This window comes from Pseudomonas promysalinigenes (genome assembly GCF_014269025.2).
GTDB lineage: Bacteria > Pseudomonadota > Gammaproteobacteria > Pseudomonadales > Pseudomonadaceae > Aquipseudomonas > Aquipseudomonas promysalinigenes.
Window position 1 is genome coordinate 2129736 of record NZ_CP077094.1, and the last position, 21992, is coordinate 2151727.

Annotated in this window: 18 protein-coding genes; 6 read left to right on the forward strand and 12 right to left on the reverse strand. The window is 60.7% G+C overall.

Features of this window, described 5'->3' with window-relative positions; all coding sequences use genetic code 11:
• Positions 1-63: 63 nt before the first annotated feature.
• The 6 genes from HU725_RS09720 to HU725_RS09745 all read right to left on the reverse strand — a co-directional run bounded on the left by HU725_RS09720 (position 64) and on the right by HU725_RS09745 (position 6381).
• Entirely contained in the window at positions 64-1656 is a 1593-nt protein-coding gene (locus tag HU725_RS09720) for an ATP-binding protein (protein WP_186477041.1), read from the reverse strand.
• 55 nt (positions 1657-1711) lie between these two features.
• Positions 1712-3121, reverse strand: coding sequence for a GntR family transcriptional regulator MpaR (gene mapR / locus HU725_RS09725; protein WP_186477042.1), 1410 nt, complete (start codon positions 3119-3121; stop codon positions 1712-1714).
• Positions 3122-3244: 123 nt separating this feature from the next.
• Entirely contained in the window at positions 3245-3484 is a 240-nt protein-coding gene (locus tag HU725_RS09730) for a DUF3203 family protein (protein WP_060476615.1), read from the reverse strand.
• A 643-nt stretch (positions 3485-4127) separates the two neighbouring features.
• Positions 4128-5027 (reverse strand): hydroxymethylglutaryl-CoA lyase, encoded by a 900-nt coding sequence (locus HU725_RS09735; protein ID WP_186477043.1) that lies wholly within the window; start codon positions 5025-5027, stop codon positions 4128-4130.
• 13 nt (positions 5028-5040) lie between these two features.
• Positions 5041-5439, reverse strand: a complete 399-nt coding sequence (locus HU725_RS09740) for a MerR family transcriptional regulator (protein WP_060476613.1) — start codon at positions 5437-5439, stop codon at positions 5041-5043.
• A gap of 54 nt (positions 5440-5493) precedes the next feature.
• The gene (locus tag HU725_RS09745) at positions 5494-6381 is read right to left on the reverse strand and encodes a helix-turn-helix domain-containing protein (RefSeq protein WP_186477044.1); all 888 of its coding nucleotides are present in this window, start codon (positions 6379-6381) and stop codon (positions 5494-5496) included.
• Positions 6382-6512: 131 nt separating this feature from the next.
• Between HU725_RS09745 and pobA the strand changes: the two genes are divergently transcribed.
• Positions 6513-7700: a 4-hydroxybenzoate 3-monooxygenase gene (gene pobA, locus HU725_RS09750; protein ID WP_186477045.1), complete on the forward strand. Its 1188-nt coding sequence runs from the start codon at positions 6513-6515 to the stop codon at positions 7698-7700.
• 14 nt (positions 7701-7714) lie between these two features.
• Here the strand turns inward: pobA and mrdA are convergent, their stop codons facing one another.
• The 3 genes from mrdA to nhaA form a co-directional block, all read right to left on the reverse strand.
• On the reverse strand, positions 7715-9607 hold the full coding sequence (gene mrdA / locus HU725_RS09755) for a penicillin-binding protein 2 (RefSeq protein ID WP_186477046.1): 1893 nt from the start codon (positions 9605-9607) through the stop codon (positions 7715-7717).
• Between the two features lie 267 nt (positions 9608-9874).
• Positions 9875-11254 (reverse strand): 8-oxoguanine deaminase, encoded by a 1380-nt coding sequence (locus HU725_RS09760; RefSeq protein WP_186477047.1) that lies wholly within the window; start codon positions 11252-11254, stop codon positions 9875-9877.
• 125 nt (positions 11255-11379) lie between these two features.
• Positions 11380-12738, reverse strand: a complete 1359-nt coding sequence (nhaA, locus tag HU725_RS09765) for a Na+/H+ antiporter NhaA (protein ID WP_186477048.1) — start codon at positions 12736-12738, stop codon at positions 11380-11382.
• Positions 12739-13135: 397 nt separating this feature from the next.
• Between nhaA and codB the strand changes: the two genes are divergently transcribed.
• The 4 genes from codB to HU725_RS09785 all read left to right on the forward strand — a co-directional run bounded on the left by codB (position 13136) and on the right by HU725_RS09785 (position 18638).
• Positions 13136-14401 (forward strand): cytosine permease, encoded by a 1266-nt coding sequence (gene codB / locus HU725_RS09770; protein ID WP_186477049.1) that lies wholly within the window; start codon positions 13136-13138, stop codon positions 14399-14401.
• Positions 14398-15621 carry a PucR family transcriptional regulator gene (locus HU725_RS09775; RefSeq protein WP_186477050.1) on the forward strand — a complete coding sequence of 408 codons (1224 nt, stop codon included), beginning with the start codon at positions 14398-14400 and terminating at the stop codon, positions 15619-15621. Before codB ends, HU725_RS09775 begins: the two co-directional genes overlap by 4 nt.
• A complete protein-coding gene (gene codA, locus HU725_RS09780; protein ID WP_186477051.1) occupies positions 15618-16856 on the forward strand; it encodes a cytosine deaminase in 1239 nt (412 codons plus the stop codon). The genes HU725_RS09775 and codA overlap by 4 nt, the downstream gene beginning before the upstream one ends.
• A 165-nt stretch (positions 16857-17021) precedes the next feature.
• A complete protein-coding gene (locus tag HU725_RS09785; protein ID WP_186477052.1) occupies positions 17022-18638 on the forward strand; it encodes a histidine kinase famiy protein in 1617 nt (538 codons plus the stop codon).
• A gap of 79 nt (positions 18639-18717) precedes the next feature.
• Here the strand turns inward: HU725_RS09785 and HU725_RS09790 are convergent, their stop codons facing one another.
• The 3 genes from HU725_RS09790 to HU725_RS09800 form a co-directional block, all read right to left on the reverse strand.
• Positions 18718-19254, reverse strand: a complete 537-nt coding sequence (locus HU725_RS09790; protein ID WP_186477373.1) for a type 1 glutamine amidotransferase domain-containing protein — start codon at positions 19252-19254, stop codon at positions 18718-18720.
• Positions 19255-19407: 153 nt separating this feature from the next.
• Positions 19408-20049, reverse strand: coding sequence for a 3-oxoacid CoA-transferase subunit B (locus HU725_RS09795; RefSeq protein ID WP_060476603.1), 642 nt, complete (start codon positions 20047-20049; stop codon positions 19408-19410).
• Between the two features lie 8 nt (positions 20050-20057).
• The gene (locus HU725_RS09800) at positions 20058-20753 is read right to left on the reverse strand and encodes a 3-oxoacid CoA-transferase subunit A (RefSeq protein ID WP_186477053.1); all 696 of its coding nucleotides are present in this window, start codon (positions 20751-20753) and stop codon (positions 20058-20060) included.
• 310 nt (positions 20754-21063) lie between these two features.
• Between HU725_RS09800 and HU725_RS09805 the strand changes: the two genes are divergently transcribed.
• Complete coding sequence (locus HU725_RS09805; RefSeq protein WP_186477054.1) at positions 21064-21957, forward strand: PA4780 family RIO1-like protein kinase; 894 nt, start codon at positions 21064-21066, stop codon at positions 21955-21957.
• Positions 21958-21992: the final 35 nt, after the last annotated feature.

Here is a 21992-nt window from a genome sequence, read left to right on the forward strand (position 1 = left end):
GTCGACGTCCGACAGATGAAAGTGAGTAGACTTTACCTGCCTAGTGGGCAGCCGCCTAGCAACCTACCGGAGCAGGTATCGTTTTTTTAGCAACTTTTCAACGTGCTGGCTCAGCGCAGCCAGTTCGAACGGTTTATAAAGCACGTCACAGTATGGATCGGGGCGTACATTGACTCGACTGCTGGCAGAGCTGGTGATGAACAGCACCAGTACACATTCAGGCCTTTTTTGGCAGGCCGCTGCAACCTGGTAACCATCGATACCGCCGGGCAGGCTGATGTCGGTGATCAACAGGTCAGGACGCAAGCCGCCGCGTAGCGCTTCCAGTGCGCTATAGCCATCGCTGAAGCTGTGCACCTGATGCCCTTGCTCCTCCAATACCTCACAGATCAGCATCCGCTGCACGGCCTGGCCCTCGACGACCATGACCGTTTGTGGCTGCCCATCGGTGTGCGCGCTTGCCTGGCTGGCAGCCCGTGGTAGGTACAGGTGAACGCAGGTGCCTTGCTCGGGGTTGCTAGTGATACGTACTTGCCCCCCGGATTGACGGACGAAGCCATAGACGATCGACAGCCCAAGGCCAGAGCCCTGGCCAGCAGGTTTGGTGGTGAAGAAGGGGTCGAATGCTCGTTGCAAGACCTCTGCAGGCATGCCGGTACCACTGTCGCTGACGCTGACGTGAAGATACGAGCCGCTTGGCAGTTCCAGCGCCTGAGCCTGCGCCTGATCGAGCAAGGTGTTATCACTGGCCAGAAGCACAGTGCCGCCAGATGGCATGGCATCGCGAGCATTGATGCACAGATTGAGCAGCGTGTTCTCCAGTTGATTGGGATCTATCAGGACCGGCCAATGCTCCTGCTGGGTCTGGTCGATGAACGTAATGCGTGTTCCAAGCGAGCTGGCAATCAGCTCATGCATGCCGGCGACCAGTTGATGTACGTTCACCAGCTGAGGTGCAAGGGTCTGCTGGCGCGAGAATGCCAGCAGGCGTTGCACCAGAGAAGCCGCGCGTAGCGCGTTCTGCCGGGCCACGCCCAGCAGCCGGGTGGTATCCAGGTAACGTTGCTCGTCTTGGTGCTGCTCGGCCATTTCCAGAGCACCGAGAATCCCGCCAAGCAGATTGTTGAAATCGTGAGCGATACCACCAGTCAATTGGCCGACCGCTTCCATCTTTTGCGACTGATATAGCGCTTCTTCGATCTTGCGCATACGCGCCTGCTCGGCAACGCGCTCACTGATGTCATAGGCAAACAGCGACCCTCCCAGCATTCCATGCTCAGGATCACGCAATGCGTTATAGATGATCTGGTAGTGGCGCAGGTCATCGGCAGGGCCGAGTGCGATGCTTTCGGTAAACGGCTGACCAGCCACCATCCGGGGTATGAAGGGCTGCATCAAAGCGGCAAGGTCAGGGTGTCGCGTGATCCACTGTAGAAGGTTATCCCCGACCTGCGGCACCATACTGCGTACTCGCTGGAAGGTTTGCTGGGCTGTGCGGTTGATTGCCAACAGTCGGAACTCGCGGTCAAAGGCGAATACATTGGCCAAGCTGTGGTCGATCAACTCCGCTAGCAGCTTGCTGGTGGCCTGGGAGGAGTCGCTGCATTGGCGTGCACCTTGTGTGGCGGTGCAGGAGGTCGGATCATCAGATGGCATGGTGCTGGCTCGCTGTTCGTCCAACAACTATAGCCACACAGAGCTGGATGCAGGTTCAAAACGAACGAATGATCTGGCCTAGCGTGGCCATTGCGTTCTCAGCCGCCTCGTTCCACGGTGAGCCATAGTTCAGCCTTATGCAGTTACCAAAACGCCGGGTCGGCGAAAAGATCGGCCCCGGAGCGATGCTGATACCTTGAGCCAGAGCCATGTGAAATAACTTCAAGGCATCGATTTGTTCAGGCAGCTCCAGCCACAGGAAGTAGCCGCCGCAAGGTTGGCTGACACGGGTCTGCGACGGAAAGTGACGGACAATGGCGGCCAGCATGCTGGCCTGCTGGCCCTCCAGGGCGTAGCGTAATTTGCGCAAGTGGCGATCGTAGCCTCCGTGTTGCAGGTAGTCTGCGATGGCTGCCTGGGCCGGCATCGAGGCGCAGAGTGAGGTCATCAGCTTCAGCCGCTCGATCTTCTGAGCGAAGCGGCCAGCGGCTACCCAGCCGATCCGATAACCGGGTGCCAGGCTTTTGGCGAAAGAGCCGCAGTGCATGACCAGGCCTTGGGTGTCGAATGCCTTGGCAGGTTTGGGGGCTTGCTGCGAGTAGTACAGTTCGGCGTAGACATCGTCTTCGATCAGAGGTACCTGATGGCGATTGAGCAGTTCGACCAAGGCCTGTTTCTTCGCCTCAGGCATGCTTGCGCCCACTGGGTTTTGGAAGTTGGTCATGCACCACACCGCCTTGATCGGATGCTTGTCCAGGGTGTGCGCCAGCGCCGTGAGGTCCATGCCTTCGCGCGGGTGTACTGGAATCTCCACGGCCTTGAGCTTGAGCCGTTCCAGTATTTGCAGGCAGGCGTAGAAGGCCGGTGCCTCGATGGCCACCAGGTCGCCGGGCTCTGTAACAGCTTGCAGGCATAGGTTCAACGCTTCCAGCGCGCCATTGGTGATCAAAAGCTCTTCGATGGGCAACATCAACCCACCCACCATGTAACGCAGGGCGATCTGTCGACGCAGTTGCGGGTTGCCCGGTGACAGGTCGGTGACCACCATGCGCGGGTCCATGGCACGGCTGGCACTGGCCAGGGAGCGTGCCAGACGCTGCAATGGGAACAATAGGGGGCTGGGGAACGCCGAGCCGAACGGTACGGTGCTCGGATCTTTGATCGAGTCGAGAATCGAGAACACCAGGCCACTGACGTCCACTTCGGTCGACTCGCTCAGTGGGGCAAGTGCCTGTGGTTCTTGGAACTGTCGTGGGGCATGGGCGTTGACGAAATAGCCTGAGCGCGGGCGCGCGCGAATCAGGCCTCGTCGTTCAAGCAGGTAGTAGGCCTGAAATACCGTTGAAGGGCTTACCCCGTGGGTCTGGCTGGCGTAGCGCACCGAGGGCACACGCTGACCAGGGGCCAGTACACCGCTGCGGATCAGTTCGGCAATGTCCTCGGCAAAGCGTTCGTAACGTTTCATGGGTGTTCGGCAGGCCAGGTGGTTGAGGCAAGAAACACACTATGCCTGCCAAACGGGTTCCAGCACAGACTCAGCTTGGGCGACAAAATCCATATCAGAATTCGGCCTTGGACGGCTAAAGCTTCAGATTACTGAGCCTGGCGTGCTGGCCTTGAGGTGCCTGCGGTTGTCCACCGCACCTGCTACGGTCAATGCATCGGCTTCGAGTTCGGTGATCGGGAAGCGCTCACCGGCGAGGACGGCCACGGACATGCGCAATTGGGCGTCGGTGACGATTTCGATTTCGTGGCCTTTGCCTTCGATGCGCAGTTTGTCGCCAATGAGGGTGCAGCGCTGAGTACTCTCTTCAATCTCGATGGGCATGATCGGGTCTCCTGTGCAGTTACAGGGTCTGACCGCGGGCACCGGCTGGTTGCTGCATCGCGAATGCCAAATGGCGCAGAAGGGCAGTGAAAGGTGGGGGGGAAAGCACTGAGGGGAGCCGAAGCTCCCCTCAAAGCAATGTTGCCTGCTCTTTTTTATTATTGAGGCCAGCCTTTTGTTGTTTTTGTAGGCCAACCTTGATGTCACGTGCGACCCCCATCCGGGGTCAAGAGCAAACGTATTTTTTTGAGCGCTGACCTGCTTTCATCCTGTGGATCCGAAACTGGCTGCCGCTACCTCAAGGTAGTTTTATTGTTGTGTGCCAGCGCGCGGGGTAACCCCCTGAAAAGCCTGTCGACTCCAAAAAAATCTGCTTGCTGCGCCTCTGCCGTGTTGTTCTTGTTATGTCAGAGCCGTTGCATGTTGTTTTTATTGGTTGTCGCGTTTTTCTTGTTTTTGTACCAGTAATAAAGCAGGTGCCGTGCCAACTTTTGAAAGTACTTTAAAATCAATGTGTTAAGACTTTTCAGCTGAAGCGAACAGCCCAAGTATTTGTCGATTTGTTTCTCTGTTACCCGATTTTCTGCTGAAAATTGTGGGGGAGGTAACACTCACCCACACTCATGTGACACTGGTATGAAACTCATCCTGCGCTACGCGCACTGGCTACCCGCGAACCATTGGCCCGCCCCAGCACGGTACTGATGCGCTGGCCGGCGGCGATCAACCGTTCGAGATCGATGCCGGTTTCGATGCCCAGGCCCTGCAGCAGATAAAGCACGTCCTCGGTGGCGATATTGCCCGTGGCACCTTTGGCATAAGGGCAGCCACCCAAGCCCGCGACCGAACTGTCGAAGACACTGATCCCCTCGAGCAAGCTGGCGTAGACGTTGGCCAGCGCTTGGCCATAGGTGTCGTGAAAGTGGCCGGCCAATTGCGCGCGAGGCACCACTGCCGAAACCACCTCGAACAGCCGCCGCGTGTCGCCCGCCGTCCCAGTACCGATGGTGTCCCCCAGCGACACCTCGTAGCAGCCCATCTCATGGAGGGCCTTGGCCACCGGCGCCACCTGCTCGGCGCGGACCTTGCCTTCATAAGGGCAGCCCAGCACGCAGGAGACGTACCCGCGCACCCGTACACCGTGCTCAAGCGCGGCGTTCATGATTGGCTCGAAGCGTTGCAGGCTATCGCTGATAGAGCAGTTGATGTTGCGTTGGGAGAACGCTTCGGAAGCTGCTGCGAACACTGCCACTTCCTTCACCCCAGCCGCCACCGCGTCTTCGAAACCGCGCAAATTGGGCGCCAGTGCGGCATAGGTGACACCGGGGCGCTGGCGGATGCCGGCAAATACCTGCGCGGAGCCTGCCATCTGCGGCACCCATTTGGGCGAGACGAAACTGCCGACTTCGATGTAGCTGACCCCGGCGTCTGTCAGGTCATCGACCAGCCGTACCTTGTCGGCTACATCGATGGGTTGAGCTTCATTCTGCAGACCGTCTCGTGGGCCGACTTCGACCAGACGGACTGTTGTAGGCATAGCCATGGTGATATTCCTGTCAGCGTTTTGCGTGAGTGTTCAAGGTGGCTGCCAGGGCCTGCTCGCAGCGCTCCTGTGCGGTGTCCAGTTCCAGCTGCATTTGATGGATGTCGAGCATTTGCTGTTCAAGCTGGGCGCGACGTTCGGCGATCTTCGCCAGCATGCTGTTGAGCTGCTTGAGGTTGCCGCTGCTGGGGTCGTACAACTCGATCAGCTCACGGCATTCGGCCAGTGAAAAGCCAATGCGCTTGCCACGCAGAATAAGCTTGAGGCTGACCTTGTCACGGGCCGAGTAGATGCGTTCCAGCCCACGCCGCTCGGGGCTCAGCAGGCCTTGTTCCTCGTAGAAGCGGATAGCGCGTGTGGTGATGTCCAGCTCACGGGAAAGGTCGGAGATGCTATAGGTTTGGCTGCTCATGCTCGGGCTCGGCGTAGGGTATGGCGGTATCCTGAAGGCGTGTTGACGTATACGTCAAGCAGATCGGTGGTCGTCCCCCGCGCGGCGGTAGGCGTGAGGCGTCTGCCCACTCAGCCGCTTGAAAAAACGGGAGAAGTAAGTGGGGTCGCTGAATCCCAAACTGTCCGACAGCTGCCCGATGCTCATGCGCGTATAGATCAGGTTGCGCCGCGCCTCCAGCAACAGGCGCTGGTGCATCACCTGTAACGCCGTCTGCCCGCTCAGTCTGCGGCACAGCTGGTTCAGTTGCAGGCTGGAGATATTCAGGCGTGCGGCGAACGCCTCCACTGACAGGTGTTCGCGATAATGCGCCTCGACCAGGCGTAAGTACTGCCCGAGCAGGTGCCGATCACGCTCGTCGCGGTTGCGTGGAGCCTCGCTAGGCTGTGGGCGCCGGCTGATCCATACCATCAGCGCCGTGACCAGCGCTTGGAGCATGGTCGCCCGTGACGAAGCATTGCCTTGGTATTCGTGCTGCAGGGTATCGATCAGTCCCCGCAGCAGTACGCGATCTCTACCCAGCGGGTAACACGCCGCTTTCGCCAGCACCCCCAGTGGCGTCCCCAGGCGTTGTTCCAGCTCGGCGACCAGCGTAGTGCCGAAGGTCAAAACATGGCCCTGGATATCGGTACTGAAGCGAAAACCGTGCACGGTCAATGGCGGCACCACCTGGACTGCCGCCGCGCTGATGCGGCTGCGCATGCCCTCAATCTCCACCTGCACCTGGCCGCGTTGCACATACAGCAGCTGAAACAGCTCGGCATGTTGGTGCGGCTTGATCTCCCAATGATGGAGGCTGCTGCGTGCCGATATTGGCTCGCAGTGCAGCAGGTCGGTGCCAGGCCATTGGTGGTTCTCGCCATATAACTGAAACAAGGGTACGCCGGGGAGGGAGGACTTCATCGCAGAATTTGCCTGTGCGCTAATCGAACAGATTTTGTAAAAGTGCATTTTTCTTATCTGATTTCACATTTTATTGCCGGTTAATGCCAGTAAAAATGCAAGGGCTACCCGTTAATAACGAGATAAGAACAATGAACACTCAAGTTGCGATCATAGGCGCGGGCCCTTCTGGCCTGCTGCTGGGTCAGTTGCTGCACAAGGCCGGAATCGACACGGTCATTCTCGAACGCCAGACACCTGACTATGTGCTGGGCCGGATCCGGGCCGGAGTGCTCGAGCAGGGTACCGTCGACCTGCTGCGCGAAGCGGGCGTGGCCGAACGGATGGACCGGGAAGGGCTGGTTCACGAGGGGGTCGAGTTGTTGGTCGCTGGCCGGCGTCAGCGTCTGGACTTGAAAGGCCTTACCGGTGGCAAGACGGTGATGGTCTACGGCCAGACCGAAGTCACCCGGGACCTGATGCAGGCCCGTGAAAGCAGTGGTGCACCGATCATCTACGCTGCCGAAAATGTGCAGCCCCATGACCTCAAGGGCGAGCGGCCTTATGTCACGTTTGAAAAGGCCGGCCAGGCCTATCGCCTGGACTGTGACTATATCGCCGGCTGCGACGGTTTTCATGGCGTGTCACGCAAGAGCATTCCCGAAGGAGTGCTCAAGGAATATGAACGGGTCTACCCATTCGGCTGGCTGGGCCTGTTGTCCGACACTCCACCGGTCAATCACGAACTGATCTACGCCCATCACGTGCGCGGCTTTTCCCTGTGCAGCCAGCGTTCGCAGACCCGCAGTCGCTACTACCTGCAGGTCCCTTTGGATGAAAAGGTCGAGGACTGGTCCGATCAGCGGTTCTGGGACGAGCTCAAGGCACGCCTGCCTGAAGATGTGGCGCAGCAGCTGGTCACTGGGCCTGCGCTGGAAAAAAGCATCGCGCCGCTGCGCAGCCTGGTGGTTGAACCGATGCAATATGGTCATCTGTTCCTGGTGGGCGACGCGGCGCACATCGTGCCGCCCACGGGTGCCAAAGGCCTTAACCTGGCGGCCTCCGATGTCAATTATCTGTACCGGATACTGGTCAAGGTTTACCGCGAGGGGCGCACCGACCTGCTGGAGCAGTATTCGCCGCTTGCTCTGCGGCGGGTGTGGAAGGGGGAGCGCTTCAGTTGGTTCATGACCCAGTTGCTGCATGACTTTGGTGAGCACAAGGATGCGTGGGACCGAAAGATGCAAGAAGCCGACCGCGAGTACTTCCTGACCTCGCCGGCGGGGTTGGCGAACATCGCCGAAAACTACGTGGGGTTGCCGTACGAAGAGGTGGCCTGAGGCCACGGGGTGCGTCAGCCGTGAGGCGCGGCCTTGGCCACAGGGGTGCCGGCATACTGAGGTTTGAGGTGGCCCTGATCATCGAGCAGGTAAGCATCCATGACTTCGCGCACCACCGGCCCTGCCACACGGCCGCCAGCCTCGCCGTTCTCGATCATCACCGCGACCACTACGCTGGGATGGTCGGCCGGGGCAAAACCGACGAACAGCGCATTGTCACGGTGCCTTTCGAGGGTCTTGTTGCGGTTGTAGCGCTCACCCTGCTTGATCGCTACCACCTGCGCCGTGCCGCTTTTGCCGGCAATCCGGTACTGAGCGCCGGCCGCAGCCGCACGGGCGATGCCGCGCGGGTCGTGCATCACCATCTGCATACCGACGTTGACCTGGTCCCAGGCATGTTTGTCGTGCAGCACGATGTCGGGCATCGGGTTGGGGTCGATTGGGGTCTGACCGCCGACGGTCATGGCCAGGTGCGGGCGGTGCCACACGCCTTTGCTGGCCAGCAGGCTGGTGGCCTGAGCCAGTTGTAGTGGCGTGACTTGCATGTAGCCTTGGCCGATGCCGAGGATCAGCGTTTCACCCGGATACCAGGCCTGACGGCGGGTGGCGCGTTTCCAGGCTTGCGAGGGCATCAGCCCAGGGGCTTCTTCGAACATGTCCAGCGAAACCTTCTGGCCAAGGCCGAACTCGGCCATATAGTCGTGCAGGCGGTCGATGCCGAGCTTGTGTGCCAGGTCGTAGAAGTAGGTGTCGTTGGAGCGCATGATGGCTGTGTACATGTCTACCCAGCCATCGCCGCTGTGGTTCCAGTTGCGGTACTTGTGGTCGTAGTTGGGCAGCTCGTAGTATCCAGGGTCGAACACCCGGCTGCCTGGGGTGATGACACCGCTGTCCAGGCCGGCGATGGCGACCTCAGGTTTGACCGTCGAGCCGGGCGCATACAAACCCCGCAGCACGCGGTTGAACAGCGGCCGATCGATCGAGTCGCGCAGCGCGGCATATTGCTTGAAACTGATGCCCTTGACGAACAAGTTGGGGTCGAAGCTGGGGTTGCTCACCATCGCCAGGACATCACCATTGGCCGGGTCCAGTACTACCACTGCGCCGCGGCGATCGCCCAAGGCCTTTTCGGCGGCTAGCTGCAGGTGCGCGTCAAGGCTGAGGATGATGTCTTTGCCAGGAATTGGGTCTTTGTGGTTGAGCACCCGCATCACCCGGCCTTGGGCGTTGGTTTCCACTTCTTCATAACCTACGTGGCCATGCAGCTGGGCTTCGTAGAAATGCTCGATGCCGGTTTTGCCAATCGACTGAGTACCCCGGTATTCGGTGCTGTCGAGGGTTTTGGCTTCTTTCTCGTTGATTCGTCCGACGTAGCCGACCGAATGGGCGAAATGTTCGGCCAGTGGGTATTCACGGATGAACTGCGGTTCCACGTCCAGCCCAGGCAAGCGGAACTGGTTGACGGCGATCAGGGCGATCTGTTCTTCGGTCAGCCCGACCATCAGGGTCACCGGCTCGAATGGCTTGCGGCCGCGACGCAGGTCTTTGTCGAACTGCTTGCGGTCGTCTTCACCCAAGCCAAGGATCTGCACCAGGCTATCGAGCACCTTGGCCGAATCGCCGGCGCGCTCGCGCGTCATGGTCAAATCGAAGCTGGGTTTGTTGTCGGCCAGCACCACGCCATTGCGGTCGTAGATCAGCCCGCGCTCAGGGGCAATGGGCAGCACGTGCACACGGTTGTTTTCCGAGACCGCGCTCTGTTGGTCGTGCTGCAGCACCTGCAGCACATACAGCCGACCGACCAGAACCGCGCACAGGCTGAACACCAGGGCGGCGCAGGCCAGGAGCCGGCGGTTGACCAGGTGTTTTTCCTTTTCGTGGTCCTTGAGCGGAATCGGTTGCGGCATGGGGGCTCTTTGGTCGCGGATGGGCCGCCAGGCGGCCTAAGGGCCGGCGATGCTACGCAACACCGTCCCTGGCCTCAAGGCGAGGGCGCCCGAGTGCGAGTCAAGCCTTGCCGATAAGCCCAGTATCACGGCGTTTGGGCCTGCATGAAGAATTGTTCATGCAGTGCTACGGCTGAGCCGGCCAGCGCCGGGAGAAGCCGACCCTGCCTGAGGCCATGGCCACCGGCGTGCCGGTCACCATGGCCAGTAGGATCAGGGCCGTTGAGGTTATTGACCGCTGACGAGCTGGTAGGCCAGCTGGTTGTGCCGGTCCAGTACACGCGGCAAGTCGATGGTTGTGATGCGGCCATCCTGGACCACGACCCGGCCATTGATCACGCTGGTATCGATGTGGGTCGGGGTGCAGAACACCAGGGCTGCCAGTGGGTCGTGCAGGGCGCCGGCATACGCCACGTGGCCCAGGTCGAAAGCGACGAAGTCGGCGATCATGCCCGGTGCCAATGCACCTATGTCGTTACGGTTCAGCACCTTGGCGCCGCCCAAGGTCGCGATCTCCAGGGCCTCGCGTGCGGTCATCGCGTCGGGCCCGAAGCCGACACGTTGCAGCAGCAACGCCTGGCGAACCTCGCCGATCATGCTGGCGCCATCGTTGGAGGCTGAGCCGTCTACGCCCAAGCCTACTGCAACGCCGTGGTCACGCATCTTGCGAATTGGCGCGATGCCCGAGGCCAGGCGCATGTTCGAGCAGGGGCAGTGGGCAACACCGGTGCCGGTGCGCGCGAACAATTCGATACCGTGCTGGTCGAGCTGCACGCAGTGAGCATGCCACACATCATGGCCGACCCAGCCGAGGTCTTCGGCGTATTCGGCCGGGGTCATGCCGAACTTTTCACGGCTGTAGGCGATGTCGTTGACGTTTTCCGCCAAATGGGTGTGCAACGAAACCCCGTAATTGCGCGCCAGCACGGCAGCCTCGCGCATCAGGTCGCGGCTGACAGAGAACGGCGAGCATGGCGCCACCACCACGCGCAGCATCGAGCCGTGGCTGGCATCGTGATAATCCTCGATCAGGCGCTGGGACTCTTTGAGGATGTCGCTTTCCTTTTCCACCACCGAATCAGGTGGCAAGCCGCCTTGGCTACGACCAACGCTCATGCTGCCGCGCGCTGCGTGGAAACGCATGCCGATCTCGCTGGCTGCGTGGATGCTGTCGTCGAGCTTGCAGCCGTTGGGGTAGATGTACAGGTGGTCACTGGAGGTGGTGCAACCGGACAGGATCAGTTCGGCCATGGCCGTCTGAGTCGATACCGAAATCATCTCCGGCGTGAGCCGGGCCCAGATCGGGTACAGGTTGGTCAGCCAGTTGAACAGTTCACCGTCCTGCGCCGCCGGTACCACGCGGGTGAGGCTTTGGTACATATGATGGTGGGTGTTGACCAGCCCAGGGATGACCACCTTGCCGGCCATGTCCAGGATCACATCTGCGTCTTGGGGCAGCGTATCGCTTGGGCCGACCTGCTTGATCAGGTTGTCTTCGATGTACAGGCCGCCGCCTTTGATCTCGCGGCGTTCGCCGTCCATGGTGACCAACAGTGCAGCGTTCTTGACCAGGAGGGTCTTGGGGGTATGTTGCGAAGGAGCTTGCATGGCTTGTGCCTGGCACAATACGCAGCGACGATTGCCGATGTCGTAGGCGCACAGGTGGCCATGTAAGCAAAGTTTTAAATTCTTGTATACAGAAAAATGCCGGGGCCCGTAGGCCCCGACCGGCTTCAGCCCGCGTTGAGCGGAGCCTTTGCGGTGTGCCTGCGCATGGCAGTCACGCCCCAGGCCAGGCCTAGCACAGCAGCGATGACCGAGCCCGACAGCACGCCCAGTTTGGCTGCACCCAGCGACGCTGGGTCACTGTAGGCCAGGTTGGCAATGAAGATCGACATGGTGAAGCCGATGCCGGCCAGCAGGCCAATCAGGGTGATACCGCGCCAGGTGACCTGCGCCGGCAGGCTGCACCAGCCCAGGCGCACCATCAGCCAACTGACGCCGATGATCCCCAACGGTTTGCCAGCTACCAGGGCTACGGCTACGGCGGTCATCACCCAGTGCGGCCCCTCGGCGGAAAGGTCGATGCCAGAGAGGCCGACTCCGGCATTGGCCAAGGCGAACAATGGCATGATCGCGTAAGCCACCCACGGGTGCAGGGCGCCGCCGACGCGGGTTACCGGTGGAACCAGTTCGCGTTGGGCCAGGCGCAGTTGCTTGAGCGGGGCGCTGAGGTCGCCATCGTCCTGGTCGGGTGCCTTGGCGCGGCCGAGCAGGTCGTTGGTGAAGCGCGCGACTGCATCCACGGGCCGCTCGCCCAGCGGCATGGCGGCGACCGGGGTCATCAAACCCAGCACAACGCCCGCCAGGGTAGGATGCGCACCGGTCATCAGCATGCCAACCCAGGTGATTGCACCGGGGATTACATAGGCCCATGCCGAACCCACGCCGATCTTCTGCAGGCCGATCACCAGCAGCAGGCCAACCGCGGCAACGCCAAAGCCGCTGTAGTCCAGACCGCCCGAGTAGAACACGGCGATGATCAGCACGGCGATGATGTCATCGATGATCGCTAAGGCCAGCAGGAACACGCGGATGTTGGACGGGATCGACTTGCCGAGCAGGGCAAGCACGCCAACGGCAAAGGCAATATCGGTGGCGGTCGGCACGGCCCAGCCTTGTTGCTCGGCCGGTGCATGCCCGAACGCCAGGTAGATCAGGGCCGGTACCGCTACACCGCCAACCGCAGCGGCCATGGGCAACATCGCCTGGCGTAGGCTGGCCAAGGCACCCTCGTGAATTTCCCGACGGATCTCCATACCGACCACCAGGAAGAAGATGGTCATCAACCCATCGTTGATCCAGAAATGCAGTGATTGCGAGAAGCTCAGCGAACCGATGCCGAAGCTGATCGGTGTGTGCCAGAGCGCATCGTAGCTGGCGGCAGCCGGGGAGTTGGCCCAGATCAGGGCCGCAACGGCAGCGATCAGCAAGACAATGCCGCTGACCGCTTCGATGTGCAGGAACCGCTCGAAGTTGGCGAAGGCGGTTTTGGCCAGACGCTGAGCGCGGGTCATATGGTTTTTTTGCATAGGCGCAAGAACTCCTGCAGGCGGCCCGACCTGCACTGTTCTTTAACCTGCATCACCGCACTTTGCAGCTAGCACCCGACGGGCATCTTACCGGCAAGGCGCCTGCTGGCCAAGGAGTAAAGCCCCTTGGGTCATCTGCGATGGCCAGTGACGTGCAGGCCATATCGATTTAGCGAGCGTTGGGTGAAAGCTACCCACAGCTGTTCCGCTTTGGTGCGTGAACGCCTCCAAACAGTTCGGTTATCACAGGTTGGCGCGGTGAAACTGATCTATAAATGTGCAGTTTGAACAGCCAATGCTGTGCCCGTTGACCGCAGATTTCCTGCACTTGCCCCAGCGAAGAAGCGGCCCGTTTATTGCTCCATCTCGGCGCAACGACAACCTGGAGCAACTTGGCATGAGCGCAACTGACGAATTTCCGCTTTGCGAGGCCCCGGCATCTTCACGCAAAGGGCTGCTGCCCATCGCAATGGTGCTGTTCAGTTTCACGTTTTTTACCGGCACCATGTTTGCCGGAGGCAAGCTGGGCATGGCTTTCAGCTTTGTCGACATGCTGTGGGTCGCAGCCATCGGCAATTCGCTGCTGGCGTTGTACGCTGCGGCGCTGGCCTTCATCGCTTCACGCAGCGGCTTGAACACCGTGCTGATGGGGCGCTTTTGTTTTGGGGAGGTGGGCAGCCGGCTTTCCGACTTCATCCTGGGCTTTGCCGAACTGGGTTGGTACGCCTGGGGGACTGCGACGGTGGCGATCGTACTGGTCAAGCTGCTCGGCCTGGCGGGCGGCTTCGCGGTGCCGTTGATGGTGCTGTTTGGCATGGGTTTCAGCATCACTGCAATCATCGGTTTCAAGGGGCTTGACTGGCTGTCGCGAGTTTCGGTGCCACTGATGTTCGTTCTGCTAGTGATATCGATGTACCTGGCAACGGCCGATGCGGGTGGTTTTGCCGGCCTCGCAGCGGTGGTTCCCCATGAAAGCATGACCTTCTCGGCGGCGGTCACCATGGTGTTCGGCACCTTTGCCAGTGGCGCCACTCAGGCCACCAACTGGACTCGCCTGTCGCGCAATGGCCGGGTGGCGGTGGTGGCCAGTGTGGTTGCTTTCCTGCTCGGCAATGGGCTGATGGTGGTGGCAGGGGCGTGGTGCGCCATGGTCTATCAGCAGGCTGACATCGTCGAGGTGATGATCCTTCAAGGGCTGTCGTTCGCCGCGGTAGTGATGCTGTGCCTGAATCTCTGGACCATCCAGGGGCCCACCATCTACAACGTCTCGGCTGCTGCCTGCCACTTGCTGCGCAGTGAGCGACGACGCACCGCTACGCTGGTTGCGGCAGGTGTAGGGGTGGTGCTGGCGATCGGTGGTATGTATGAAATGCTGATTCCGTTTCTGGTGTTGTTGGGCTCGATCATTCCCCCGGTCGGCGGGGTGATCATGGCCGATTTCTGGTACCGCCATCGGGGCAGTTACCCCGCACTGGCGTCGGCAACCTTGCCCCGCTACAACATCAACGGCCTGCTGGCGTATGCCGTGGGCGCGGTGCTTGCCTACGCCTCGCCCTGGGTCGCGCCACTGGTCGGCATCGGCGCTTCGGCCTTGAGCTACATCTTAATGCTTGAACTGCAAGGCCGGCGCAAGGCGCTGGGCCAACAGAGCGTTGAGCCGTGAGCCTGACCCTGGAGGAAATCCTGCACTTGCCGGGCCTGGAGGCGATGAGCGTGCGAGCCGGCGCGCGAAACCTGCAGCGGCGGGTGCGCTGGCCTTACGTGGCGGAAAATGAGGGGATCGCCGAGTGGGTGATGGGCGGTGAGTTGGTGTTCGTCACCGGTATCAACCACCCGCGTGGCCAGGCCAACCTGCTCAGCCTGATCGAGGATGGCGAAGCGGTAGGGATCGCCGGCTTGGTGATTCTAACCGGTGGCAGTTTCATCCAGACGATTGCGCCCCCGGTGATAGCGCGCGCCGAGCAACTGGGTTTGCCGCTGATCGAACAGCCCTATGCTTTGAAAATGGTAGTGGTAACCCACCTGATCGGTACGGCCCTCGTGCAGATGAGCCAGTTGCGCCGGTCGCGCAACGATATTCTCGGCCAGTTGCTCAGCGGTGATTACCCAAGCCTGGCTATCGCCTGCCAGCGTGCCAGGCACCTGGAGTTGATGCTTGACGAACCGCGGCGGGTGGTTGCGCTGCGCTTGGTGCAGGTTGAGCAGTTGTTCGAGCGTCATGGCCTGGCCGAGGGCGAGCGGCTCTGGCAAGCTGTGCGCCAGGCGCTGGAAGATCACCTTCAGACTTGGTGCCGAGCGCGGCCTGGGGCGGTGCTGGTGCAAATGCCGGGTGACTTGCAGGTGCTGTTGCTGGCCGACGCTGGCGACCTGCCGAGCAGCCTGGCAGCGCTGCATCGGCAGTTGTGCATGGTGGCCGGGGAACTCAGGCTGCATATGGGCCTGTCGCGGCTGGCCGCCGACTGCGCAGGTTACCGTCAAGCGCTCAGCGAAGCGCGTCAGGCTCTGGACGTTGCACAACACTTGCACCCTGCCGATGGTTTCTGCGATTTCAGCGAGTTGGGGGTACTGCGCCTGCTCCAGGGCATCAATGACCGCGCGCTGATCGATGACTTCGTTGCCCAGACCCTCGGCAGGCTGATCAACCCTGGGCGCAAGCAGCCTTACGTGCTGGTAGATACCCTCGACGCCTTGCTCAAGGAAAACGGCAACGGCCTCAAGGCCGCTCAGCGCTTGGGCCTGCACCGCAATACCATCAACCAACGCATTCAACGTATCGAGCAACTGAGCGGGCAATCGCTGGACGACCCACTGTTTCGCATGAACGCATCTGTCGCCATGCTGGTATGGCGCATGAACGGACCACGTCAAGGAGTAACGCCATGAACATCATCAACGCCCGCCTGCGTGGCAAGCCTGGGCTGTACCGCATCGAGCTCGATGGCGAGCGCATTGCTGCCATCACTTCCCAGGCCCAGGTTGTGCTGAGTAGCCCTGATGACCTGGATGCCCAGCAGAACCTGGTGGTGGCGCCTTTCGTCGAGCCGCACATCCACCTTGACGCTACCCTCACGGCGGGCGAGCCGAAGTGGAACATGAGCGGTACCTTGTTCGAAGGCATCGAGCGCTGGGCCGAGCGTAAGGAAATCACCACCCACGACGACATCAAGACCCGAGCGAAAAAAACCATCGGCATGCTCGTCGATCATGGCATACAGCATGTGCGCACCCATGTCGATGTCACCGACCCGAGGCTCACCGCACTCAAGGCCATGGTCGAGGTGCGCGAGGAAGTACGCGACCTGGTCGACCTGCAGATCGTCGCATTCCCACAGGAAGGCATCGAGTCGTATGCCAACGGCCGCGCGCTGATGACCGAAGCGGTGGCGATCGGCGCCGATGTGGTCGGCGGTATCCCACATTTCGAGAACACACGTGATCAGGGGGTAGCGTCGGTCAAGTTCCTGATGGACCTGGCCGAACGCACTGGCTGCCTGGTGGATGTGCATTGCGATGAAACCGATGACCCGCAGTCGCGCTTTTTGGAAGTGTTGGCCGAGGAGGCGCGGGTGCGCGGTATGGGCCCGCGTGTCACGGCCAGCCATACGGTGGCCATGGGTTCGTACGACAACGCTTACTGCTACAAGCTGTTCCGGCTGCTCAAGATGTCGGGCATCAACTTCGTCTCTTGCCCTACCGAAAGCATTCACCTGCAAGGGCGCTTCGACAACTATCCGAAGCGGCGGGGGCTGACCCGAGTGGCCGAAATCGATCGCGCCGGGATGAACGTGTGCTTCGGCCAGGACTCAATCGTCGATCCCTGGTACCCGCTGGGTAACGGCAACATTTTGCGAATTCTCGAAGCCGGCCTGCATATCTGCCATATGCTCGGTTACGAAGACCTGCAACGCAGCCTGGACCTGATCACCGACAACAGCGCTCGCACACTGAACCTCGGCGAGCGCTACGGCATCGAGGTGGGGCGGCCAGCCAATCTGCTATTACTGTCGGCACCGGATGACTACGAAATGGTCCGCAGCCAGGGCCACGCGCTGGTATCGGTACGCGCTGGCAAGGTGCTGATGCGTCGCACCCCTGCGCAAGTGCAGCGTATGTTGTGATGTGCATCAGGCGCTATCAATCCTCGTCAGTAGAGGCGGCTGGCCTGCACCTTGGCTAGAAAGCTCGGCGGCCGATCGTGCAGGCTGTCAGACAGTCTGCACTCGGTGAAACCAAGCGTAGGCAACGAGAGTCGACATGGTTGAATCGATAAACGTCCTACTGCAATGAGCAAGGAGGTCCGCGTGACCAGCAAGAAGGCGCGCGTCAGCAACCAGGCATCGGGTGATATTTCGCAGCTGCCACACGACATGTTCTTCGCCGCGGTGCAAACCACGCGGATGCCGATGATCGTCACCGACCCCAACCGTGACGATAATCCGATCATTTTCGCCAATCGAGCATTTCTGGAAATGACCGGCTATGAGTTGGCGGACATCATTGGCCGTAATTGCCGGTTCCTCCAAGGCCCTGAAACCGAAGCTGCGGTGGTGGATGCCGTGCGGGACGCTATCGCCCAGAAGGTCGATATCTCTACCGAGATCCTCAATTACCGCAAGGATGGTTCCAGCTTTTGGAACGCGCTATTCATCTCACCGATCTTCAATGAACGGGGCGACCTGATTTACTTCTTTGCATCGCAACTGGATGTGAGCAGGCGGCGTGACGCCGAGGATGCGCTGAACCAGGCGCAAAAGATGGAAGCGCTTGGGCAACTGACTGGCGGTATCGCGCACGATTTCAACAATCTTTTGCAAGTGATGGGCGGTTATCTGGGGTTGATCGCCAGTGAGGCGGACAAGTCCCAGGTCGACCTGAACCGCGTGCGGCGCAGTGTAGGGCACGCCCAGAGCGCGGTCGAACGTGCCAGTACCCTGACCAAGCAGCTGCTGGCCTTCGCCCGCAAGCAGAAACTCCATGGCCGGGTGCTCAACCTCAATCACCTGCTCGATGACGTACGCCCCATGATGGAGCGAACTTTCGACGCTGAAGTGGCTGTTGATTTCGACCTCGAAGCCAACCTGCACAACTGCCGTATCGACCCGACTCAGGCAGAGGTCGCGTTGCTCAACATTTTCATGAACGCACGCGATGCGCTTATCGGGCGCCAGCGGCCGCATGTGTTCATCGAAACCCGGAATATTTCCGTCACCGATATCAACCACTCGTTCGATGGGCTGCTGCCGGGAAATTACGTGAGCCTCTCGGTCACCGACAATGGCGTCGGGATGCCGGCCAGCATCCGTGATCGAGTCATGGACCCGTTCTTCACCACCAAGGAGGAGGGCAAAGGCTCTGGCCTAGGGCTGTCGATGGTGTACGGTTTCGCCAAGCAGTCCGGTGGGGCGGCACGCATATATACAGAAGAGGGCGAGGGCACGACGTTACGCCTGTATTTCCCGGTTGACCAAGGCAAGATCATCCCCACGCAACCTGTGAAAAAGGTGGACCGCAGCTCGGGCACCGAGCGTATCCTGATCGTCGAAGATCGACCGGATGTGGCTGAACTCGCCAAGATGGTACTGGAGGATTACGGCTACGCCGCTGACATGGTGCTCAATGCACGCGAAGCGCTCAAGCTGATTCAGGCGGGGGAACATTACGATTTACTGTTCACCGACCTGATCATGCCAGGCGGCATGAACGGCGTGATGCTGGCGCGGGAAGTGCGGCGCCTTCAGCCGCAGATGAAGGTGTTGTTGACCACCGGCTATGCGGAAAACTCGATTGAGCGCACGGATATCGGCGGGTCTGAGTTCGAGGTGATTTCCAAACCGTGCCAGCCACATGACCTTGCCCGCCGGGTAAGGCAAGTCCTTGATGGCTTCACGGGTGTGACATGAGTGGGGCGCCCTCGCAACCTGCTGTGAAAATCGCCAAAGCCCCGGAGCCCCCGCACTTTCGTGCGAGGGCGACCCGCTATCAAGCCAAGGCTTTGATCAGTTGCTCGTTGAATGCCGGGATATCGTCTGGCTGACGGCTACTGATCAGATTGCCGTCCACCACCACCTGCTCGTCGACCCAGTTGCCGCCAGCATTGCGGATGTCGTCTTGCAAGGTCTTGAAACTGGTCATCCGTTTACCCTGGGCAAGGCCTGCCGAAATCAGCAACCAGCCCCCGTGGCAGATCACAGCCACGGGCTTGCCTGCCCCATCGAGGCTTTTCACCAGTTTCTGGGCACCGGGGATCAAGCGGATGGTGTCAGAGTTCTGCACGCCACCTGGCAGCACGACGGCATCGTAGACATCGGGCTGGGCGCTGTCGAACGTGGCATCCACATCGAATGCATCGGCGGGCTTGTCGTGGTTCCAGCCACGCACGGTGCCTGGCTTGTCGCTGAGAATGTCGACCACCGCGCCGTGCTGTTTCAGCGCATCACGGGGGCCGGTCAACTCCACTTGCTCGAAACCATCGGTGACCAGAATGGCCACGCGCTTGCCGTTAAGTGTTGCGCTCATCATGTCATCTCCGTTTTTTACTGTGACTTCTTGGAAAGGCCTTGGCCGAGCCGTGAAGTTCAAACGCATTGCGTCAGTGGCTGCGTTTGCGGGAAATGACTGGCAGGGTGATTGGCCTGGCCCCTGCGCCTGCAGGGGCGCAGAGCCAGCGCGTCACTTGATTAGCGGTACACCGCTGAGTTTCTGCAGTTCATCGAAGTCGATGTCCGCGCAGATCTCCACCACCTTCAAGCCCTCGGCGGTTACTTGCAGTACGGCTAGGTCGGTGTAGATGCGGCTGACGCAACCGATGCCGGTGAGCGGGTAGGTGCATTCGGGCACAAGCTTGCTTTCGCCGGTTTTGGTCAGGTGGTCCATCATCACGAACACCTGCCGCGCTCCCGTGGCCAGGTCCATTGCGCCGCCTACAGCGGGGATCGAACCTTCGGCACCGGTATGCCAGTTGGCCAGGTCGCCTTTGACCGAAACCTGGAAAGCGCCCAGTACGGCGATGTCCAGATGCCCGCCACGCATCATCGAAAACGAGTCGGCATGGTGGAAGTAGGCGCCACCGGTCAGCAGTGTGACGTGCTGCTTGCCGGCGTTGATCAGGTCATCGTCTTCCTCGCCAGGGGCTGGGCTCGGGCCCATGCCCAGCAGGCCGTTCTCGCTGTGCAGGAACACTTCCTTGTCGCCCAGGTAATTGGCCACAAGCGTTGGAGCGCCGATGCCCAGGTTGACATAGGCACCTTCCTGAATGTCTGCGGCCACGCGTTGGGCCATCTCGGTGCGGGAAAGCTTTTTGGTGATGGTCATGGCAGGCCTCAGACAGCGTTGGCGATCGAAGAAGCGGCAGCGCCGGAGACGGCGACCACGCGCTGGACGAAAATACCCGGGGTGATGATGTGCTCCGGGTCCAGCTCACCGAGCTCGACGACCTCATCTACCTGAGCGATGGCAGTCTTGGCGGCCATCGCCATGATCGGGCCGAAGTTACGGGCGGCCTTGCGGTAGACCAGGTTGCCCCAGCGGTCGCCCTTGTGCGCCTTGATCAGGGCGAAATCGGCATGCAGCGGCATCTCCAGTACGTATTGGCGGCCGTCGATTTCACGGGTTTCCTTGCCTTCGGCCAGCAGGGTGCCATAGCCGGTCGGCGAGAAGAACGCCCCGATACCCGAGCCGGCCGCGCGGATGCGCTCAGCCAGGTTGCCTTGGGGAACCACCTCCAGCTCGATCTTGCCTGCACGGTACAGCTCATCGAATACGTAAGAGTCGGACTGGCGCGGGAACGAGCAGATGACCTTGCGTACACTGCCCGCCATCAGCAAAGCGGCCAGGCCGATCTCGCCGTTGCCGGCATTGTTGCTGATGATGGTAAGGTCGCGGGCACCGGTGGCAATCAAGCCATCGATGAGCTCGGACGGCATGCCGGCAGTACCGAAGCCACCGACCATGATGGTCGATCCGTCGGTGATTCCTTCCACCGCTTGGGCGATGGACTCAAACGTTTTATTGATCAAAGCGGGCTCCTGGTTCTTCCTGGAGTATTGATTGTCGACCTGGCAGCGTGCTGACGCGGCGGGGCCATTGGGCGCTTGGCGTTGTGTGCTGGCTTGCGTATAGCCTGCCGCAAGACAAGGCAACAGTAGAGAGCACCGAGTGGAATTTGTGCGATTACCGAACCGTTGTGCGATTTATGAGCGTTTGCACACAGGCCATGGCTGCCCGTGCGCGTCGACGTGGGCAGGCCGGTGTGCAGACAGACGAGCAAGTCGCCCCAGCCTGTGAGAGGATGTCAGTCACCTTAGCCAGGACCCCGAACGCAGCCTGATGAAGACTCCAAAACGAATCGAACCACTGATCGAAGACGGCCTGATCGACGAAGTGCTGCGGCCATTGATGAGCGGCAAGGAAGCGGCCGTCTACGTGGTGCGCTGCGGGGCCCAGGTACGCTGTGCCAAGGTCTACAAGGAGGCCAACAAACGCAGCTTCCGCCAGGCCGCCGAATACCAAGAGGGGCGCAAGGTCCGCAACAGCCGCCAGGCTAGGGCTATGGCCAAGGGCAGCAAATATGGCCGTAAAGAGGCTGAGGACGCGTGGCAGAACGCAGAAGTGACGGCGCTGTTCCGCCTGGCCAATGCCGGGGTGCGGGTGCCCAAACCCTACGACTTTCAAGACGGCGTGCTGCTGATGGAACTGGTGACCGACGCCGATGGTGACGCCGCTCCGCGCCTGAACGATGTGCACCTGGAAGCCGAGCAGGCCCGTGAATACCATGCCTTCGTGATCCGCCAGATTGTTCTGATGCTCTGCGCCGGCCTGGTGCATGGCGACTTGTCCGAGTTCAACGTTCTGCTTGGCCCGGACGGCCCGGTGATCATCGACCTGCCTCAGGCCGTGGATGCTGCGGGCAACAACCACGCGTTCAGCATGCTGCAGCGCGATGTAGCGAACATGGCGCATTATTTCGGACGCTTTGCGCCTGAGCTCAAGGCTACGCGTTACGCCGATGAGATGTGGGCCTTGTACGAGGCTGGCGAGTTGCGTCCCGACAGCCCGCTCACTGGGCAGTTCGAGGATGAGGACCAGGCCGCCGACGTGGCCGGGGTGCTGCGCGAGATCGATGCCACTTTGCGCGACGAAGCGCGCCGCCGTGCTGCCCGTGCCGAGGACGAGCATGGGCCGACCACGGCTCAAGAGCCGACACCGCCTTGGATGCAATGACTCACCCCCGGCGGATCAATGGCGGACACCCGCCG

Coding starts and splice junctions, on each gene's coding strand:
- HU725_RS09795 (WP_060476603.1), bottom strand. CDS start 20,049: ATGACCATCACCAAAAAGCTTTCCCGCACCGAGATGGCCCAACGCGTG.
- HU725_RS09760 (WP_186477047.1), bottom strand. CDS start 11,254: ATGCAAGCTCCTTCGCAACATACCCCCAAGACCCTCCTGGTCAAGAAC.
- nhaA (WP_186477048.1), bottom strand. CDS start 12,738: ATGCAAAAAAACCATATGACCCGCGCTCAGCGTCTGGCCAAAACCGCC.
- HU725_RS09745 (WP_186477044.1), bottom strand. CDS start 6,381: ATGAAGTCCTCCCTCCCCGGCGTACCCTTGTTTCAGTTATATGGCGAG.
- codA (WP_186477051.1), top strand. CDS start 15,618: ATGAACATCATCAACGCCCGCCTGCGTGGCAAGCCTGGGCTGTACCGC.
- mrdA (WP_186477046.1), bottom strand. CDS start 9,607: ATGCCGCAACCGATTCCGCTCAAGGACCACGAAAAGGAAAAACACCTG.
- HU725_RS09740 (WP_060476613.1), bottom strand. CDS start 5,439: ATGAGCAGCCAAACCTATAGCATCTCCGACCTTTCCCGTGAGCTGGAC.
- HU725_RS09790 (WP_186477373.1), bottom strand. CDS start 19,254: ATGAGCGCAACACTTAACGGCAAGCGCGTGGCCATTCTGGTCACCGAT.
- HU725_RS09735 (WP_186477043.1), bottom strand. CDS start 5,027: ATGGCTATGCCTACAACAGTCCGTCTGGTCGAAGTCGGCCCACGAGAC.
- HU725_RS09785 (WP_186477052.1), top strand. CDS start 17,022: ATGAGCAAGGAGGTCCGCGTGACCAGCAAGAAGGCGCGCGTCAGCAAC.
- HU725_RS09720 (WP_186477041.1), bottom strand. CDS start 1,656: ATGCCATCTGATGATCCGACCTCCTGCACCGCCACACAAGGTGCACGC.
- mapR (WP_186477042.1), bottom strand. CDS start 3,121: ATGAAACGTTACGAACGCTTTGCCGAGGACATTGCCGAACTGATCCGC.
- pobA (WP_186477045.1), top strand. CDS start 6,513: ATGAACACTCAAGTTGCGATCATAGGCGCGGGCCCTTCTGGCCTGCTG.
- HU725_RS09730 (WP_060476615.1), bottom strand. CDS start 3,484: ATGCCCATCGAGATTGAAGAGAGTACTCAGCGCTGCACCCTCATTGGC.
- HU725_RS09805 (WP_186477054.1), top strand. CDS start 21,064: ATGAAGACTCCAAAACGAATCGAACCACTGATCGAAGACGGCCTGATC.
- codB (WP_186477049.1), top strand. CDS start 13,136: ATGAGCGCAACTGACGAATTTCCGCTTTGCGAGGCCCCGGCATCTTCA.